The following is a 17,107-nucleotide window of genomic DNA, read 5'->3' as shown; positions in this document are numbered from 1 at the left end:
TGTCAGTGGCGGGAAGAGTGATCTTCCTGCTGCGAGGACCGCGACTCGCTCGTGCGGCGGACCGGCTCGGCATCGACGACGGGGGAAAGGCCGAGCTGACGGGCCAGCGAGACCAGATCCTTCAACCGGCCGGTCTGGGTCTTGCGCCGCAGGTTGAGACGGTGCGTCTCCACCGTGCGCACGCTGAGCGCCAGACGCCGGGCCACTTCCTTGTTGCTGAAGCCCGCGCTCAGAAAGCGCAGCACCTCGGCCTCGCGCGGCGTCAGGCCCTGTCCATCCATCACCTCGGCCGCCGGAACCGGCTCCATCTGCACGAGACAATCGGCGCCTTCGGCCAGAGCCACCATGGCGGCGCCGAGATCACGCGGGGATTTCGAGCGCGCCACGAAGGCATCGGCTCCCGCCGCGAGCACAGCGCGCAGGTCGTCGGCAGTGAGCGCCTTGAACGACACGAGCACGCGCAAAGACGGCTGGCGCTCCTTCAGATCGACGATCCGCGCCACGCCGTCGGCAAGGCGGACCTCGTCGAGGAAGACCAGGGCAACGGCCGGGCCGCCACCGACCGCTAAGTCGTCTTCCCCGATGGTGGAGAATTCCGGCATGTGTTCAAGGCTCGCGCGGACGGTCGCGCTCAGATCCTCCGGCTCATCCAAGATGAGAACGCCGATCGGCGTGGTCATGGTTCTCAAACCCTCGAATTCCCTGGCCGGGACATTCCAGCCAAGTTGTACGAAGTAGCTCCAAGAACCGTTCCACCCCAAAAGCCCCGAAATTAATGATTACTGGGCTGATTTGGGGGCGTTTTGCGGGGGAGTCGTCTCGCCGCGTGTTTCGAAAGGAGATTGCGTAAAATTGTAATTATCTTCGCGCGTCGTTACGAAACGCCATGGCGTGACGAGCCAGTTAAGAGGTCGGGCTTCATCTCGACCATCACGCGATTTCGGCCTGCGGCCTTCGCGGCATAGAGCGCGACGTCGGCACGTTTCAGCAAGGCAGCGACCGAATCCTCACCCGACCACGTGGAGACGCCGAAGCTGCAGGTGAGGCCCACCGTCGCGTCGCCACAGGGCACCCGCAACGCGCGCACCCGGACACGCAGCCCTTCCGCTTGAAAGATCGCCGAGTCGATATCGCGCTCGGGCAGGAAGATCCCGAATTCCTCGCCGCCCAGACGACCGACGATGCCGTTCTCGTCCAGCAGCCGGGCCACGGCGCAGATCGCGAGATCACCGACATCGTGCCCGTACAGGTCGTTGATACGCTTGAAGTGATCGATATCCACGAAAATCAGGGCGGGCGGGCGAAGGGTGAAGCCGCGGGCGATGGCGGCATCCATCCGCTCCCGGAAGGCGCGCCGGTTCAACAGACCGGTCAACCCATCCGTATCGGCGAGGCGGATCAATTCCTCCTGCAGCCGGGCCATGCGCTCTGCGGCGCGCAGGCGCGCATGCAACTCCTCCGCACGCGGAGGCTTCTCGATGAAGTCGTCGGCGCCGCTATCCAGTGCCTCGGCGAGGTTGTGCACACTGTTGGCGGAGGACATCGTGATGATGTGCATCGGTCGCCGGTCTTCGGCACGCGAGCGCACCGCCCAGCAGAGTTCGAGCCCGTTCATGGGCCGCACTTCCAGGCTGGTGATGAGCACCCTCACTTCCGGCGCGTGCATCATGAACTCGAGGGCGGCGTCGGATTCCGTGAACTCGTGAACGGTGTGCCCGCGCGCTTCGAGCAAGGACGCGATGATCCGGAGAACGACCTGGCTCGAGTCGACGACGACGATCTGCATTGCAGCCCCGGTTGAACCCGGGTGTCACGACAACTGAAATGAGTTAATCTGATGCCAATGGCCGGTCGACAACCGTTCAAAACTCCGGATGGCCGGTATCTCGTCGTTCGAGGACGTCTATGGCGGTGCGCCAATCCGTCGCTGCCCGAGCCGCGTCGGAAAGCCCTCGTCGCAGACCTGATGGACGCGCGACGCGCCGTCGGTCAGGCCAAACGCAACGATGATGCCACTGCAATGAAGGAAGCCCGCGCCGCCGTCGATGACGCCAAGATCGCCCTGGGTGAACGCGGCCCGGTCTGGTGGGACGACGGCGCGCCCGATCTCAACCGTCACATGGCCCGCACGACACCCTATGCCGAATGGTACGCCGGGATCAGCGGCGGGGAACGCTGACGTTGACGACCCGCACGTCGCCAGCATCGTGTCCGGAACGGCCGCTCTTTCTGGCCGCACCGGGATTGATGACCGTGAGCGTCGGGGCGCCTGTGGGCGGGGCCGCGATACCGGACACGGTCGGCACGCCGTAGGTGCCGTAGCTCCACGGCGTCGGGACGATCTGGGTGGGTCGCGGCACGCGGGTCAGCGGCGCGCCGATATATTCTCCGGCGATGAAGGGCTGCGCGAAGCCGCGTCCGTAGGACAAACGTGAGCTGCCGACTTCGTAAGCGGGATACGGGCGGCCGTAAAAGCCTTCCGCCGCAGCGGGAAGCGAGACGGGAATGGCTGCAATAGCGGCCAGGATCGTGATCGAACGCAGACGCATTGTACGGGCTCCGGTGTCAGACCGGGAACGGGTCGACCAAGATGTCGTTCCGATCCGCCCGAAACCGCCAGCCGCGCGGACTGCGTATCCCGTCCTATCGGCAGGTCGCGATCTTGCGCACGACCCAGCCCTCGCCTTCGAGCCAAAGGCGCCGCCGCGTATGGGTGCAGACCGGCTGCGACTCGTTCTCGATCACCGCGACCGGCCTGACCGACGAGGTCTCCTGTACGACCGGTTGATCGGCGGAAGCCGAACGGGTCGAGCGCGCCTGAGCGGAGGCGACACCAAGGCCGACGCAAACGGCGCCGAGGAAGAGCGAGCGAAACATGACGGTCCTGGGCAGGTGCAGTGATCGGAGCACGGCGCCTTCGTTAAGCGCCCGTCGACCCGATTTGGTTGCATGGCCAAGGTTGCAACTTCACGACGATTCGCGCCAGCCGCGAAAGCGCTTCACGGCTTAGACTTCCCCACCTCCGCACGGTAGGAGGTGCGATCACGGACGCGCAGGCGCCGAAAGGTTCATGACCAAGCCGAAGCCCCCGACGAACCCGCTGCTCTCTGGCGAGAAGCGCGGGGAGGACGCCGATCAGTCGATCCGCCCGCTGAGCCTGTCCGAGTTCATCGGCCAGCGCGCGGCGCGGGCGAACATGCAGATCTTCATCGAAGCGGCCCGCAAGACCGGCCAGGCGCTGGATCACGTCCTGTTCGTAGGCCCCCCTGGCCTCGGTAAGACCACCCTTGCGCAGATCGTGGCGCGGGAGCTCGGGGTGAATTTCCGCTCCACGTCCGGGCCGGTCATCGCCAAGGCGGGCGACCTCGCCGCCCAGCTCACGAACCTCGATGAACGCGACGTGCTGTTCATCGATGAGATCCACCGCCTGAACCCGGCAGTAGAGGAAATTCTCTACCCGGCCATGGAGGATTACCAGCTCGATCTCATCATCGGGGAAGGCCCTGCGGCCCGCTCGGTGAAGATCGAATTGCCGAAATTCACCCTGGTCGGGGCGACGACTCGGGCGGGTCTTCTCACGACGCCGCTGCGCGATCGGTTCGGCATCCCGATCCGGCTCGAATTCTACGAGATCGACGAGCTGGAAAAGATCGTCAGCCGCGGGGCGCGGGTGCTGGGCCTCGGCATGTCGCCCGAGGGCGCCAACGAGATCGCAAAGCGCGCCCGCGGCACGCCGCGTATCGCCGGGCGGCTGCTGCGCCGGGTGCGCGACTTCGCCATCGTCGCCGAAGCGGAGACCGTGACGCGCGCCATCGCGGACAGGGCCCTGCAACTGCTCGACGTCGATGCCGCCGGGCTCGACGTGATGGACCGGAAGTATCTCACCCTCATCGCCACCTCCTTCGGCGGCGGGCCGGTGGGTATCGAGACGATCGGAGCCGCGCTGTCAGAGCCGCGGGACGCCATTGAGGATATCGTCGAGCCGTTCCTGATCCAGAAAGGCTTCGTGCAGCGCACGCCTCGTGGGCGCGTGCTGACGCCCCACGCCTTCCGGCACTTGGGCTTCGCGGAACCACGCCGCGACCCCACCTCGCAATTCGGCTTGTTCCAGGGTCGCGAGGAGGCGTGAAGCCGCAATTCATTGCGCGCCATGCATCAAACTCTGGACAGGATATCACCGAGAGCATATCGCAACGACCGAGACAAGCTTAGCCATTCGGCGCATTACGTAGGCTAAATCCACGATAAATTACTGCGGTGTCTGAATATTTAGCAGCCCTGCGACAATGGCCTGCGTAATCCCGACTTGCCTGACACTCCCGATGATCACGCGTTTGCGATGCAAAAAGCGTGGAACAGTGGCCTGCCGCCTCGGTTGAGCGCCCGACCGGTCCTCACAGTGGGACCAGACGTCAGGCCCTGCCGGGCAGGTCTCGGCTTGGGCCTCCCCTTCAACACAAGAGAGGGATTTCACCCACTCATGAAGAAGACCACGCTCGCCGCCCTCGGTTTCTCGGTCGCCGCGATCGCGACGCCGGCCCTGGCCCAGGACGCCCTTCCGGTTCGCATCTTCCCGACCCCGGCCGACGCCGGCCCGGTTGCCACCACCTCGACCCCGGCCTTCCGTGCCGAGGCGCTGCGCTCGGATGCAGCCAGCATCGAGGCGAGCCGTATGGCCCTTGAGCGTTCGCGTAATCCGCGCGTCCGTTCCTACGCCAATCAGGTGATCGAGACGCGTCAAGCCACGACCAACGCGCTGCTCCCCGCCGGCACCTCGCTGAATCGCAACGGCACCGTCGTCTCCGACAACCAGGGCATCCGCACCGACCTCAGCAACCCGGCCGGTCTGATCCTCGCTCCGGTGACGATCGCCGCGAACATCGGCACCTCGATCGTCGGTGGCACGCTCGGTGCCGTGGGCCTCGTGGACAACAACCCGGCCGAGCCCGGTCGCCGCGTCGCCCTCGGCGAGCGTGGTCAGGCCCGCCTCGCCCAGTTGCAGTCCGCTCCGAACGGCCGCGCCTTCGACCGGACCTTCATTCGGCAGCAGGCTCGCGCGGACGCCCAGACGCTGGCGCTCTATGACACCTACGCCAAGGGCGGCAACAGCGCCCAGGGCCGTCAGTTCGCCAACGAGGCGCTGCCCTATATCGCTCAGGAGCACGCCGAGTCCTCGACCCTGGCCGTCCGCTACGGCGGCTGATCCGGATCGCAATTCGGCTCAAGCGAAGGCCGTCCCCTCCCCGGGGGCGGCCTTCGCCGCTTCAAGCTGCGAACAATCGGCTGTAGACGCGGACGTGGTGCTATGGGCACGGCCTCGCGGGCAAGAGACGATGGACGAAGCGGGACACGCGCTGCCACTGCGCGTCTATTACGAGGACACGGATTTCTCCGGCTTCGTCTACCACGCGAGCTACCTGCGCTTCATGGAGCGCGGCCGGACCGAATTGCTGCGCGGCTTGGCGGGTGATCAATCCGATCTGCATCGCGAAGCGCGCGGCCTCGTCTTCGTCGTGCGCAAAATGGCGATCGATTTCCGCAAGCCCGCCTATATGGACGACCAGCTCGTCGTGCGGACCATGACACGGGAGTTGCGCGGCGCCTCGATGACGCTCGCACAGGAGGTGCGGCGCGGCGAGGATATCCTCGTCGCCGCCGATGTCACCGTGGCCTGCGTGCGGGATGGCAGGGCCGTCCGTCTACCGGACAGCCTGCGCGCCCTGCTCACGCCCGATCAATCCTGAAGCATCCGCTTCAGCAGCTCGACCTCATCGCCGAGCACCGTATCTTCGCCGATCTGCTTCTCAATCTTGCGCACGGCGTGCAACACCGTGGTGTGATCGCGCCCGCCGAAGCGGCGGCCGATCTCGGGAAGCGAGCGCAGGGTCAGCACCTTCGAGAGGTACATGGCGATCTGGCGCGGCTTCACCACCGCCGCCGTCCGGCGCTCCGACAGGATGTCCGACCGCGAAACGTTGTACCGGCTGGCCACCAGCTTCTGAATGTCCTCGATCTTGATCCGCTTCGGCTCGCGGTTCTTCACGAGGTCGCGGATCGCGGTCTCGGCGGTCTCTACCGTGACGGCCGTGCCGCTGAGGGTCGCATGGGCCAGCAGACGGTTCACGGCGCCCTCGAGATCACGGCCGTTCGCCGTGATCGAGCGGGCGACGTAGTTCACGACCTGCGGCGAGACGTCGAAGCCCGGATGAGACGTGCGCACGGCAGCGAGCCGTGCCGAGAGGATCGAAACGCGCAGCTGCTCGTCGAGGCTGCCGATCTCCACCACGAGGCCGCCCGCGAGGCGGGAGCGAACCCGCTCCTCCAGGGCCTCGAGTTCCGTCGGCGGACGGTCCGAGGCGACGACGACCTGACGGCCGGCATCGATGAGCGCGTTGATGGTATGGCCGAACTCGGCCTGGATCGACTTGCCCTGGATGAACTGCACGTCGTCGAGGATCAGCAGGTCGATGCCGCGCAGGCGCTCCTTGTAGGCCAGCGCCGACTGCGTCTTCAGAGCGTTGACGAAGCCGTACATGAAGCGATCGGCGGTCAGATAGATCACCCGGCGCCCGGCCTCGCGGGCCGCATGGCCGATGCCGTGCAAGAGGTGCGTCTTGCCGAGACCGACACCCGCGTGAAGGTACAGCGGGTTGTACAGCGCGCCCTCGCCCTGATGGCGGGCGATGCGCTCCGCGGCGGCATGGGCCAGGGCGTTCGAGCGCCCAACCACGAAGCTCGTAAAGGTCAGGCGCGCATCGAGCGGCGTGCCGTTGAAATCATTGCCCGTGTCGGCCGTGGCCGAGGCGGCGGCGCGGGTCTGCTCCGGTGCCGGAGCCACGGGGGCGATAGCGGCCGGGGTTCCCGTCGCGTGCAACCGGGCGAGCGGACCGCTGGTCGGGCTGACCGGCTTCGGCGGGGCCACAGCCGGGCGAACGGGCGCTGCCGTGCCGCGCACGCCGATCTCGATCCGGTCCACCTCCGGCGCCTCCGCGCGGAAAGTCGTAAGCACCCGGTCGATGTAATGGGATTCGATCCAGCTCTTAAGGAAGCGCGTGGGGACCGTCAGGCGCCCCGCACCGGACACGACACCTTCGAGTTCGAGGCGGGCGAACCAGCTCGCGAACACGTCCTCCCCGAGCTCGGCGCGCAGACGGCGCTTCACGCGCGACCAGGCCGCACCGTAATCGGGAGTGACCGTCTCATGGGCGCCACCGTCCTGGGTGCGTCCCTCTTCGTCGCCGTTCGCCACTGTTCCGTCGACACGCATCACTGGCTCTCCCCACGTCGCCGACGAAAATCCGCCCGCGGCGCGTACGCACGCTTCACGCCCTCAGCGTCTCGCAACCACCGCGCGAGACTGATTCCATATGTCGAGTCAAGACTGACACGAGGAACTTTTGCCGATTGGAAGAGCCTATCAACAAAGACCTATGGTTCCCTTAACAGTGGGACTTATGGGGACGGCGTGAAATCCCAACGGCAAGTGTTCCGGCGGAGCGTTCGGGCAAGAGCTAGAGTCTTGCGCCGACACACGATTCGCGAGAGTCCCGGAATCAGTGCGTTTTGCTTTTGTCAGGTGACGTTTTGTTAAGCTACACGCGGCCGGTGGACTCCGCAATGCAGCAAATTCTGGGGGAAGGTTAACGGTAGGTGTGCAGGCCGGAGAGCGAAGGCGCTCGATCCTGGTAGGCCGCACAGGGGCTGGGAAATGACCGGAGAGCGGGCAATAAAAAAGCCCGGCGCGTTGGCCGGGCTTCGAACCGTCAGACGGTGTGGAGTGCGATCAGGCCGCGAGAGCCTTCACGCGCGCAGCGAGGCGCGACACCTTCCGGGAGGCGTTGTTCTTATGGACGATGCCCTTCTGGGCAGCGCGCATGATCTCCGGCTCGGCGCTCTGGAGGGCGGCCTGGGCGTCCTGCTGGTTGCCGGAGGCAATCGCCTCCTCAACCTTGCGCACGAAGGTACGCATGCGGGAGCGGCGGGACTTGTTGATCGCCGTGCGCTTGGCGATCTTGCGGGTCATCTTCCTGGCCGAAGCGGTATTGGCCATGTAAGTCCTCGTGTTTCTCGTCGGGCGATGCCGACGGGCCGGCACGGCCGGGGATCGGTCAACGCATAAGGTTGTCAGGCGATGGCCGAGAGGATGCGCACGCGAAAGCGCGGCCTCACAGCGAAGCGCCTCCTATAGAGACGGCGGCACGCGGCGTCAACGCGGCTGGATGATACGAATGGTCCCGATGCCTCTATGGGTTTCACACATTCGCAGTTCATTCCACCGACATACCATTTTTCTCGATATAACACCCATTTCAAGATATTAAACCTAATGACGAGTGACGCATGGAGCGATCGAACGATGATACCCGACTCACCTCGATTGCACGAGTTGAACTCCTTGCGTCGGTTAGTGGCCAGCCTCGAGCTTGATCTGAAGCTTTTGAAGCTGCGATACGTCATCCAGCGTAAGTATTCGCCTAGCCAGCCTCGCGCACCGGCCGGACAAACGAACGGCGGCCAATGGATCGATCAATCAACTGGACAGCAATCGCGTTCGAATTATACAAAAATCGCGGAAACTTGCCAGGAATATATATCTGCCAATTGCCGCGGAAAGATCAATCGGGAGTTCCCAAAGCAGTTTTTAGACCGTGATGTCTCCGATCTAAAAGCAGCAGCACAAGCAAATGAGCCTGGCGCCAGGAAAGCGTACAAGCTCTTATTTGACAATCGCTTCCAAAAATGAAGGATGTTGTCATGGAAATCAAGTCTATTTACAATGTTCTGCGCATTTTGGAGGATAGAAAGATTTCTTTCGCATTAAACAGATCGAGACCAGACAGCATCAGGGTAGATGCAACACTATATGGCATCCGTCTTGAGATCGAATGTTTTGACGACAATCACATTGAAGTTGCGACCTTTCGAGGAAGCGAAGACATAGACGGCGGCTTTGATTTCTTGCTCCAGACACTAAATGAAAATAGCCTCGACTGACAAAATGCCTTCAAGCAACCAATATCATTCGAATTGATTGGCCTAAATTTTTGAGTCAATCGGCCTCATTGGCAAGCTGACGTAGGTCAAGATAGCTACTCCGGCCACCTTAGCGCCGCTGCCGCCGCCACCGTTCCGACGACGGCAGCGATCAGGGTCAGCCCCGTCAGCACCGCCAGGGGCACGAGGAACGGCACGGTCCCGCCCGTCGCCGCCTGGGCGGCGGAAACGCCGAAGATCAGCGTCGGGATCATCAGCGGCAGGACCAGCACCGCGAGAATCAACCCGCCCCGGCGAATCGAGGCGGTGAGGGCCGCGCCCACGGCGCCGATGAAGCTGAGGGCGGGCGTGCCGACGGCGAGGGTGAGCGCAGTCGCGGCCATGGCCGTGCCGTCGAGGGCGACGAGCAGGCCGAAGAGCGGGCTTGCGAGGGCGAGCGGCAGCCCGGTCGTCAGCCAGTGGGCGAGCACTTTTGCGAGCACGACACCTTCGAGGGGCACGGGCGCGCCGGTCATCAGATCGAGGGAGCCGTCTTCTTCGTCCGCCTGGAACAAACGGTCGAGGCCGATCAGCGTGGCGAGCACGGCCGCGAGCCAGAGGATGGCGGGCCCGATCCGCGACAGGAGGTTGAGGTCCGGTCCCAGGGCGAAGGGCACCAGCGCCACGATCATGAGGAAGAAGACGAGGGACAGCGTGCCCGATCCGCCGACGCGGGCGGCCAAGCGCAGGTCGCGGGCGACGAGGGCGTAACCGGCGCGGATCATATCCACTCCTCCGCATCGGCCGCTTCGAAGGCGGTGGCGGGTGCCTCGGCCGCGCGATCGATGCGCAACTCCATCGCGTCGTGCAGGCCGAGAGCTTGGTGAGTCGCGGCAATCACGAGGCCGCCCCCGGCCCGGTGCTCGGCCATGAGCGCGCTCAACACGTCCTGCGAGGCGACGTCCAGGGCGGCGGTGGGCTCATCGAGCAGCCAGAGCGGTCGCGCGCAGACGAGGAGCCGGGCCAGCGCGACGCGCCGTCGCTGCCCCGCCGAGAGATACGCGACCGGCAGGTCGTGGACATGGCCGAGCCCGAGACGTTCGAGCGCCTCGCGCGGCATCAAGCGCGGCGCGCCGAGGAGATCGCGGGCGAAGGTCAGGTTCTCCCCGGCGGTCAGCGCGGATTTCAGCCCATCCCGGTGGCCGACGACATGCAGGCATTCCGGCAGGCTCGCCTCGCCGACATCGGACACGACGATCCGCCCCCCATCCGGCCGGAGGCGACCGGCCAGGATCGCGAGGAGGCTCGATTTGCCCGCCCCGTTGCGGCCGGTGACGGCGAGCGCCCCGCCCTCCCCCAGGGAGAACGTCAGGCCGGAGAAGATCCGGCGGCCAGATCGGCGGCAGGCGAGGTTGTCGACGTCGAGCCGCACAGATCCCCCAAGGTTAGGCCGGTCTCGCGGGATGCGTCCAGCGCGCCTCCATGCCCGATTGCGGCCCCAGACGGAACAGCAGAGGCTGCTCGCGCACTTGTCGTCACCGGGAGGGTTCTCATGAGCCTCAATGATCGACAGACCTCACCCACCGAGGCGGAGGTCGCCACCAGCGACGATGCGGTGAAAGGCCTTGCAATGGTCGAAGCGCGGGTGAGCCGCTGCACGAAGGAAGAGCAAGACGCCTTCTGGGAAGCGGTCGGCCGCTGCTTCGGCGGCGGCAAGCCGCCGGATCCGCAGAACGCGTAGGTCCGATCAGGATTTCATCGCCCGCGAGATCGCCCGCAGCGCCCCCTGGAAAGTGCGCACGTCCTGTTCGTTCAGGGCCATGCGGTGAAGCATGTCGCGCATGTTGCGTGTGATGCCCCCGCGCTTCTCCGGCGGGTAGAAACCCGCCACGTCGAGCGCAGCCTCCAAGTTCGCGAACAGGGCGACCATCGCCTCGCGCGTCGCGGGTGGCGACAGCATCTCGCCCGAAAATGGAAGTCGCGCCCGGCCGCTGGCCTTCCGCCACTCGTAGCCCACCAGCAGCACCGCCTGAGCGAGGTTCAGCGAGGGGAAATCCGGCGAGACGGGAAAGGTGATGATGGCACCGGCCAGCGACACCTCGTCGTTCGTGAGTCCCACGCGTTCCCGGCCGAAGAGAATACCGCAGCGCTGCCCTTCGCGGCCGACCAAGTCGGCCATGGCCTCGTCCGGTGCGAAGACGCGCTTCATCTGCCCGCGCTCGCGGGCGGTGGTCGCGAACACACAGTGCAGATCGGCGACCGCTTCCTCGACGCTCGCGAAGATGTGCGCACCGTCGAGCACATGCGTGGCGCCGGAAGCCGCCTCGCGCACGCCCTTCTTCGGCCAGCCATTCTTGGGGTTGACGAGGCGTAGATCCGACAGGCCGAAATTCGCCATGGCGCGGGCCGTCATGCCGATATTCTCGGCCAGTTGCGGCTCCACGAGGATCACGGCGGGTGCCGTGCCCGGCGGGAGTTCGAGTTCCTTCTCAGCGGACGTGCGGGTCATGCCGCCCTCTGGCACGGGTCCGGCGGTCCGTCGAGGGGGCAGTTACGACACCGCCTCAATGACAGCGCGAGCCTTCCGCTCCCGGTGCCCCCTTGCTATGTCGCCGGGCGCGTCCGCACGGCACTTGCATGCCGTGCCCCCTGTAGGACAGCGCGCGGGAAGGCAATCGGCCCATGGCGAAGATCAAGGTAGCGAACCCGGTCGTCGAGCTCGACGGCGACGAGATGACCCGGATCATCTGGGCCGAGATCAAGAACAAGCTCATCCACCCCTATCTCGATGTCGATCTCGAATATTACGACCTCGGCGTCGAGCACCGCGATGCCACCTCAGACAAGGTGACCGTGGATGCCGCCGAGGCGATCAAGCGCCACGGCGTCGGCGTGAAGTGCGCCACCATCACGCCGGACGAGGCCCGCGTGAAGGAGTTCAATCTCAAGGAGATGTGGCGGTCGCCGAACGGCACGATCCGCAACATCCTCGGCGGCGTGATCTTCCGCGAGCCGATCATCTGTAAGAACGTGCCGCGCCTCGTGCCCGGCTGGACGCAGCCCTTCGTGATCGGCCGCCATGCCTATGGCGACCAGTACCGCGCGACCGACTTCAAGGTGCCCGGCAAGGGCCGCCTGACCATCAAGTTCGAGGGCGATGACGGCACGGTCATCGAGAAGGAGGTGTTCAAGTTCCCCGAGGCCGGCGTCGCCATGTCGATGTACAACCTCGACCAGTCGATCATCGATTTCGCCCGCGCGTCGATGAACTACGGCCTCGCCCGCCGCTATCCGGTGTACCTCTCCACCAAGAACACCATCCTTAAGGCCTATGACGGCCGGTTCAAGGACCTGTTCCAGAAGGTCTACGAGGAAGAGTTCAAGGCGAAGTTCGACACGCTGGGCATCACCTACGAGCACCGCCTCATCGACGACATGGTGGCCTCGTGCCTCAAGTGGTCGGGCGGCTACGTGTGGGCCTGTAAGAACTACGATGGCGATGTGCAGTCCGACACCGCCGCCCAGGGCTTCGGCTCGCTCGGCCTGATGACCTCAGTGCTGATGACCCCGGATGGCAACACCGTCGAGGCCGAGGCCGCGCACGGCACCGTCACGCGTCACTATCGCGAGCACCAGAAGGGCCGCGAGACCTCGACCAACTCCATCGCCTCGATCTTCGCCTGGACCCGCGGCCTCTCGCACCGCGCCAAGCTCGACGGCAACGACGAGTTGGCGAAATTCTCGGCCACGCTGGAGAAGGTCTGTGTCGACACCGTCGAGGCCGGTCACATGACCAAGGATCTCGCCCTGCTCGTCGGGCCGGATCAGAAGTGGCTGTCTACGACCGGGTTCCTCGACAAGGTCGATCAGAACCTCAAGACGGCAATGTCCGCCTGAGCCTGAGGCCCTAGCGGAGTTACGATGAAGGCGGCGGGTGCGAAGGCACCCGCCGCCTTTTTCGCTTTTGGATTGTATCGTGGTCAATGGGTCGCATGACGGGCTGCCACGGCCAAGACATGATTGGTTTCCAAGCAACACTTTGGCGTTACGAAGCAACTTCTCTCACAGCGGGCAACCGGGCCTGACGATGGCGATTGACGGCAGGCGCTCAGCATACAACCTCAGGTGACATTCGCGGTAGCGGTGCGCTAGGCTGTCACCGATGGAGCCAGCGGCCCAGGGAGCGAGTGTCGTGTTCGAGGCGCCGAAGACCCAGGAACATCTGAGGCTTATCGCGTCCGCGCTCGACGTTCCTCCCGACGCCTTCCGCGCCACGCGATCCGTGTTCGATGAAGGACCGGATGCGAATGAGCGGGCGGAAGCAGCCCTCCTGTTCAGTCGCCTCACGGCACCCGATCAAAGGGCGGCTATCGTTTCCCTGTTACGCGCGCTGGTGCATCCGTCCGAGCGGCGCTGAATCAGGCGGCCACGAGGAGCGCCGCTCCGGCCACTCCCGACAGGACGAGGCGCAGGCGCCCGAGCCAAGCGGGCGCGAGGCCACGCCGGGTCAGGTCCTGATCGACGAGGCCCCAGGCCAACACCAGAACGCCGAGAATGCGGAGATCCCAAGGGGCAGGCGCGGCCATGGCCGCCCAAGCGACGAGGGATGGAACGATGGCGATGAAGTAATCGCCCCCGCTGCCGCCACGCGCGGCCGCCGCCCCCCACCGGATACCGCCGAGGAAAGACGCGATCACGGCGCCATAGGCCGACAGGATGGTGCGCGGCGACAAGCCGATCGTGCCGAGGCCGCCATCGCTCCCCGAGACCGCCAAGGCCGCGAAACCAAGAAAGGGAATCAGCCCGGCCACACCGAGCACGATCGCACTCACTGGCACTGCGGGAAGGCGCGGCATCCAACCTCCGGTTCTATGCCCGGCCATGGAACCGTACCTACCCGGGCCGGACCGACCGCACTTGCGAGCGAGGCGTCCCGCATCCGGCGCCTGCGGTCAAGTTCTGAACGGCAACCGCGTCGCTAAGCCACCCCGACTCGCCCTGATGGGAATTCAAGCCGGGGCGCCCGGAGGCGACCCGATCAGATTTGGCGGCGCGAGACCGGGACCGTGGCGGCCACCGGCACGGGGGCGCCGAGAAGGCTCACCGACCCCTGCACTGCATCGTTCACGGCCGGGGGCTCGTTCACGGCCGGATCAAGACGACGCGGCTTGAACGATCCGGCGAGGCTCTTGGCACGGGCGAGGTCGGGCGCGCTGAGCTTCGTCGCGACGTCATCGCGCTTCTTCCCGGCATCGTCGTCGCCCTGAGCAGCGGCAGCGGCGAACCACACGTAGGATTGCACGAGATCCTGCGTCAGCCCGAGGCCGCGGGCATAGAGCACCGCGATGTTGTACTGGCTATCGCGTACGCCGTGCTCGGCCCCCTGACGGAACCAGGATGCGGCGGACACGAAATCGGGCTTGCCGTTCGCGGCCGGGTTTTCGGCATAGATTACGCCGAGATTGTGCATGGCGCGGGCATGACCCTGCTCGGCGGCCCGGCCGTACCAGAGCTTCGCCTGAGCGAGGTCGCGGGCGACGCCCGACCCCTTTTCGTAATGAGCGCCGAGCTTGTACTGGGCGGGCGCGTAGCCGACATTCGCGAGCTTTTCGAAGAGCTTGGCGGCACTGGCGAGATCGCGCGGCATCCCCCGGCCATCCGACTCGCGAACCGCGAGGTCCCATACCGCGGCGCCGTCACCGTCAAGGGCGGCCTGCTTGGTCTTGGCAAGGGTGGCGGGCACGGTGGCGAGGTCGTTGGCGAGCCCGGCCATGTTCGGAACCTGCGGCACGGCGGGCTTCGCCGGCTCCTGGACTTCGGGCGGACGCGGGGCGGCCACGGTCTGCGTCGTAGCCGGATCCTTCTGTGCCTCGGCAGCCTTCACCGACCCGGGAATCTTCTCGGCCGTGGGGTCCGGCGGCGTGGCGAGTAGCGGCACGCGGGCCGCATTGTCCTTGTTCACGCTCACCGCCTGTATGGCGCCGAGCGTCAGGACGATGGCCGCGAGGCCGAGGAGAAGCGGCTTGCGATGCTGGTCGATCTCAGAGCGCAGGCGGGTCATGGGCCCGACCGTCGGCGCGGAGGCCTTTGGGGCACGGGCACGGAGCGGGCGATCGACCGGAGTTTCGGCGGCAAGCTCGGCCTGAGCAGCCTGGGCGGCACGGCGGGCGGCGGCGATGAAGCTCGTCTTGATGTCGCCATCGGCGGCTGCGGCTTGGTCGAGGGCGGGCGCCTTCGGGGCGGACTGGCGCTTCTCGACCGTGACGGTCGGCGCGCGGAGCGGGCGCGGGGAGCCCGGCTCGAGCAGGACGCTGGTGCCGGAATAGGCAACCGGAGCCGGCTCGGCCTCCTCAGGCTGCGCCGGGCGCAGGGTGGGCCGCGGAGCCTCGACGCTGGTCGAGGTCATCAGACGCTCATCGAGGGACGGGGTACGTGCCGCGACCGGAGCCTCGGTGGAGATGAGGCGGTTCACCAGCCGGTCGAGGGCGGATTGCACGCCTTCGAGGGTCGAGCTCAGCCGCTCGTCCGAAGCGATCTGCCGAGCCTGCATCTCGGCGAGGCTTGCGCGGAGCAGCCCGAACTCGGTCGGGTCCGCCTTGACGCTGGCCCCCTGAAGGGTTTCCGCGACGGCCTGCCGGGCCGCACGCTCGATGACGGCATCGCTCGGGGCGACCTCACGGAGGGCTTCGACCTGATGCATCAGGTCGTTCATCGTACGCTCGAGGCTGGTGAGAGCCGGATCGAGCGCGGACGGCGCCTCGATCCTGTCGACGAGCGTCAGAACCTGCTTTTCCAAAGCATCGAGACCGTCGGCGCCATTGCGCTGGCCGACACGGTCCACCTTCTCCGCGAGGCTCTGCAGCATCGCCTGGATCGAGGCCATCTCGCCGCTCGTGGCGGGGGCCGCCTGCTGACGTCGCGCATCCGCATCGAGATCGGCGCGGGCGGAAAGACTGTCCACGCGCTCGGCGAGGGCGCTGATCTCGTCGGCCAGCTCGACCTTCTGAGCAGGCTCCGCGATGACGACCGGCTCGGGCTGAGCCTCAACGGCGGGAGGGAGGTGATCGATCTGCTCGCCCAGCGACTGGACGCGGCTGGCCACGGCATCGAGCCGAGCCGGCTTCGCCAACTCGTCGGCGGCGGCGCGGATCTCGGCCAGTTCGACCGAGAGGGCGTGGAGCAGCTCGCGGTCGGCCTCGGCCTCCTCGAAGGCCGAGGCGACGTCCAGCCGGTTCTTGAACCGCTTGATGCCGACGGCGATCTGCGAGTGGGCCGCTTCGGTCTCTTCGATATTCAGTTCATCGATCCGGGTCCGGACGACGGCAAGCGGGAGCGCCAGCGCCGGGGCCTCGGCATCGGACTTCGCACGAGCGATATTCGCCGCGATGGACTCGACCGCGTTCTCGAGCTCCAGCACGTCCGCATTGGAGGCAAGCGAAGCCAGCAGATCGCGCAGCCGGCTCGCGTTGCGCTGCAATTCGTCCGTCACATAGGCGGGAAGACCGTTGTCATCCTTGGCCGCAACGTCGGTGGTGAGGCGGCGGGCGAGGTCGCGATGCATCGTCGCGACCGTCCCGGCGGGCTGAGACTGCTCCGTGAGTTCACGCTGGCGCTGGCGGATGGCCTGCACCGCCTCGCGCATCTCGGCGGCGCTGGCCTTGCCGCGCTTGGCCGCCGGACGGGCACTGCTTTCCTGCAGAATGGGATCGACCCGCAGAGCGATGTCCTCGGGCCGCTTGTGCTCGTCGAGGGCGGCCGCACGGCGTTCGGCCTCCACGGACTGATCGAGGCCGTCGAGGCGTGCCATCAACGCTTTGAGGCTTTCGGAGCCCGAACCGTGGGCCTGATCCTGAGGCATCCGGCCGTGCTCCCCTGCAGAATGCTGTTCGGTCGCGCCGGAAACCGGCGCGAGGTGCTGCGGGACGACGGAGGCGATCCACGCCTCCAGGGGAACGCCCGCGCGGCTCGCGACGTCGCGAGCGGCTTCGATCACCTCCGGATCGAAACTATCGAAGTGCGAGGTCGCGTTGCGGTTCATCGTCGGCCTGTCGTCATCGGCGAGCAGCGTGGCGCCCGACCGGTGCGAAGCCGGGGAGCATGCCCCGGCGCTGCAACCTGTGGGGCGCCTGGCGGT

Annotated in this window: 20 protein-coding genes; 9 read left to right on the top strand and 11 right to left on the bottom strand. The window is 66.1% G+C overall.

Annotated features, from left to right (window positions below; all coding sequences use genetic code 11):
• Nucleotides 1–2 precede the first annotated feature (2 nt).
• A complete protein-coding gene (locus tag J4O73_RS06220) occupies nt 3–680 on the bottom strand; it encodes a LuxR C-terminal-related transcriptional regulator (RefSeq protein WP_426215593.1) in 678 nt (225 codons plus the stop codon).
• A 194-nt stretch (nt 681–874) separates the two neighbouring features.
• Complete coding sequence (locus tag J4O73_RS06215) at nt 875–1,786, bottom strand: GGDEF domain-containing response regulator (RefSeq protein WP_426215591.1); 912 nt, start codon at nt 1,784–1,786, stop codon at nt 875–877.
• Nucleotides 1,787–1,843: 57 nt separating this feature from the next.
• On the opposite strand from J4O73_RS06215, the gene J4O73_RS06210 reads away from it, so the two are divergent.
• Complete coding sequence (locus tag J4O73_RS06210) at nt 1,844–2,179, top strand: hypothetical protein (RefSeq protein WP_426215589.1); 336 nt, start codon at nt 1,844–1,846, stop codon at nt 2,177–2,179.
• Here the strand turns inward: J4O73_RS06210 and J4O73_RS06205 are convergent.
• Together J4O73_RS06205 and J4O73_RS06200 are read right to left on the bottom strand one after the other, a co-directional pair.
• Nucleotides 2,160–2,549 carry a hypothetical protein gene (locus J4O73_RS06205; protein ID WP_426215587.1) on the bottom strand — a complete coding sequence of 130 codons (390 nt, stop codon included), beginning with the start codon at nt 2,547–2,549 and terminating at the stop codon, nt 2,160–2,162. The two genes, J4O73_RS06210 and J4O73_RS06205, sit on opposite strands and share 20 nt — an antisense overlap.
• A 94-nt stretch (nt 2,550–2,643) precedes the next feature.
• Nucleotides 2,644–2,877: a hypothetical protein gene (locus J4O73_RS06200; protein WP_426215584.1), complete on the bottom strand. Its 234-nt coding sequence runs from the start codon at nt 2,875–2,877 to the stop codon at nt 2,644–2,646.
• 193 nt (nt 2,878–3,070) lie between these two features.
• Between J4O73_RS06200 and ruvB the strand changes: the two genes are divergently transcribed.
• The 3 genes from ruvB (at nt 3,071) to ybgC (ending at nt 5,744) form a co-directional block, all read left to right on the top strand.
• The gene (ruvB, locus tag J4O73_RS06195) at nt 3,071–4,129 is read left to right on the top strand and encodes a Holliday junction branch migration DNA helicase RuvB (RefSeq protein WP_426215583.1); all 1,059 of its coding nucleotides are present in this window, start codon (nt 3,071–3,073) and stop codon (nt 4,127–4,129) included.
• Between the two features lie 351 nt (nt 4,130–4,480).
• Nucleotides 4,481–5,203: a DUF4142 domain-containing protein gene (locus J4O73_RS06190; protein WP_426215581.1), complete on the top strand. Its 723-nt coding sequence runs from the start codon at nt 4,481–4,483 to the stop codon at nt 5,201–5,203.
• Nucleotides 5,204–5,333: 130 nt separating this feature from the next.
• Nucleotides 5,334–5,744, top strand: a complete 411-nt coding sequence (gene ybgC / locus J4O73_RS06185) for a tol-pal system-associated acyl-CoA thioesterase (protein ID WP_378966149.1) — start codon at nt 5,334–5,336, stop codon at nt 5,742–5,744.
• Here ybgC and dnaA read toward each other — a convergent pair.
• Together dnaA and rpsT are read right to left on the bottom strand one after the other, a co-directional pair.
• On the bottom strand, nt 5,735–7,267 hold the full coding sequence (gene dnaA, locus J4O73_RS06180; RefSeq protein WP_426215578.1) for a chromosomal replication initiator protein DnaA: 1,533 nt from the start codon (nt 7,265–7,267) through the stop codon (nt 5,735–5,737). The two genes, ybgC and dnaA, sit on opposite strands and share 10 nt — an antisense overlap.
• A gap of 516 nt (nt 7,268–7,783) precedes the next feature.
• The gene (gene rpsT, locus J4O73_RS06175; protein WP_378966155.1) at nt 7,784–8,050 is read right to left on the bottom strand and encodes a 30S ribosomal protein S20; all 267 of its coding nucleotides are present in this window, start codon (nt 8,048–8,050) and stop codon (nt 7,784–7,786) included.
• Nucleotides 8,051–8,407: 357 nt separating this feature from the next.
• Here rpsT and J4O73_RS06170 point away from each other — a divergent pair, with 357 nt between their 5' ends.
• A complete protein-coding gene (locus tag J4O73_RS06170; RefSeq protein ID WP_426215576.1) occupies nt 8,408–8,743 on the top strand; it encodes a hypothetical protein in 336 nt (111 codons plus the stop codon).
• Between the two features lie 11 nt (nt 8,744–8,754).
• Complete coding sequence (locus J4O73_RS06165) at nt 8,755–8,994, top strand: hypothetical protein (protein WP_426215574.1); 240 nt, start codon at nt 8,755–8,757, stop codon at nt 8,992–8,994.
• Nucleotides 8,995–9,089: 95 nt separating this feature from the next.
• Here the strand turns inward: J4O73_RS06165 and ccmB are convergent, their stop codons facing one another.
• Together ccmB and ccmA are read right to left on the bottom strand one after the other, a co-directional pair.
• Nucleotides 9,090–9,758: a heme exporter protein CcmB gene (gene ccmB, locus J4O73_RS06160; protein WP_426215572.1), complete on the bottom strand. Its 669-nt coding sequence runs from the start codon at nt 9,756–9,758 to the stop codon at nt 9,090–9,092.
• The gene (gene ccmA, locus J4O73_RS06155) at nt 9,755–10,405 is read right to left on the bottom strand and encodes a heme ABC exporter ATP-binding protein CcmA (RefSeq protein ID WP_426215570.1); all 651 of its coding nucleotides are present in this window, start codon (nt 10,403–10,405) and stop codon (nt 9,755–9,757) included. The genes ccmB and ccmA overlap by 4 nt, the downstream gene beginning before the upstream one ends.
• Before the next feature lie 120 nt (nt 10,406–10,525).
• Here ccmA and J4O73_RS06150 point away from each other — a divergent pair, with 120 nt between their 5' ends.
• Nucleotides 10,526–10,714, top strand: a complete 189-nt coding sequence (locus J4O73_RS06150; RefSeq protein WP_426215568.1) for a hypothetical protein — start codon at nt 10,526–10,528, stop codon at nt 10,712–10,714.
• A 6-nt stretch (nt 10,715–10,720) separates the two neighbouring features.
• On the opposite strand, the gene J4O73_RS06145 is transcribed toward J4O73_RS06150, so the two are convergent.
• Nucleotides 10,721–11,482 carry an RNA methyltransferase gene (locus J4O73_RS06145; protein WP_426215567.1) on the bottom strand — a complete coding sequence of 254 codons (762 nt, stop codon included), beginning with the start codon at nt 11,480–11,482 and terminating at the stop codon, nt 10,721–10,723.
• 173 nt (nt 11,483–11,655) lie between these two features.
• On the opposite strand from J4O73_RS06145, the gene J4O73_RS06140 reads away from it, so the two are divergent.
• A complete protein-coding gene (locus J4O73_RS06140) occupies nt 11,656–12,870 on the top strand; it encodes an NADP-dependent isocitrate dehydrogenase (RefSeq protein ID WP_426215565.1) in 1,215 nt (404 codons plus the stop codon).
• A gap of 295 nt (nt 12,871–13,165) precedes the next feature.
• The gene (locus J4O73_RS06135) at nt 13,166–13,390 is read left to right on the top strand and encodes a hypothetical protein (RefSeq protein ID WP_426215563.1); all 225 of its coding nucleotides are present in this window, start codon (nt 13,166–13,168) and stop codon (nt 13,388–13,390) included.
• A gap of 1 nt (nt 13,391) precedes the next feature.
• On the opposite strand, the gene J4O73_RS06130 is transcribed toward J4O73_RS06135, so the two are convergent.
• Both J4O73_RS06130 and J4O73_RS06125 read right to left on the bottom strand, forming a co-directional pair.
• Nucleotides 13,392–13,829: a DUF3429 domain-containing protein gene (locus J4O73_RS06130; RefSeq protein WP_426215561.1), complete on the bottom strand. Its 438-nt coding sequence runs from the start codon at nt 13,827–13,829 to the stop codon at nt 13,392–13,394.
• Between the two features lie 182 nt (nt 13,830–14,011).
• A complete protein-coding gene (locus J4O73_RS06125; protein WP_426215559.1) occupies nt 14,012–17,011 on the bottom strand; it encodes a hypothetical protein in 3,000 nt (999 codons plus the stop codon).
• Nucleotides 17,012–17,107 lie beyond the last annotated feature (96 nt).

It is taken from the genome of Methylobacterium sp. NFXW15 (genome assembly GCF_049887755.1).
Lineage (GTDB): Bacteria > Pseudomonadota > Alphaproteobacteria > Rhizobiales > Beijerinckiaceae > Methylobacterium.
Note: the sequence above shows the minus strand (reverse complement) of the source record. Positions and strands in the feature narration are given on the sequence as shown.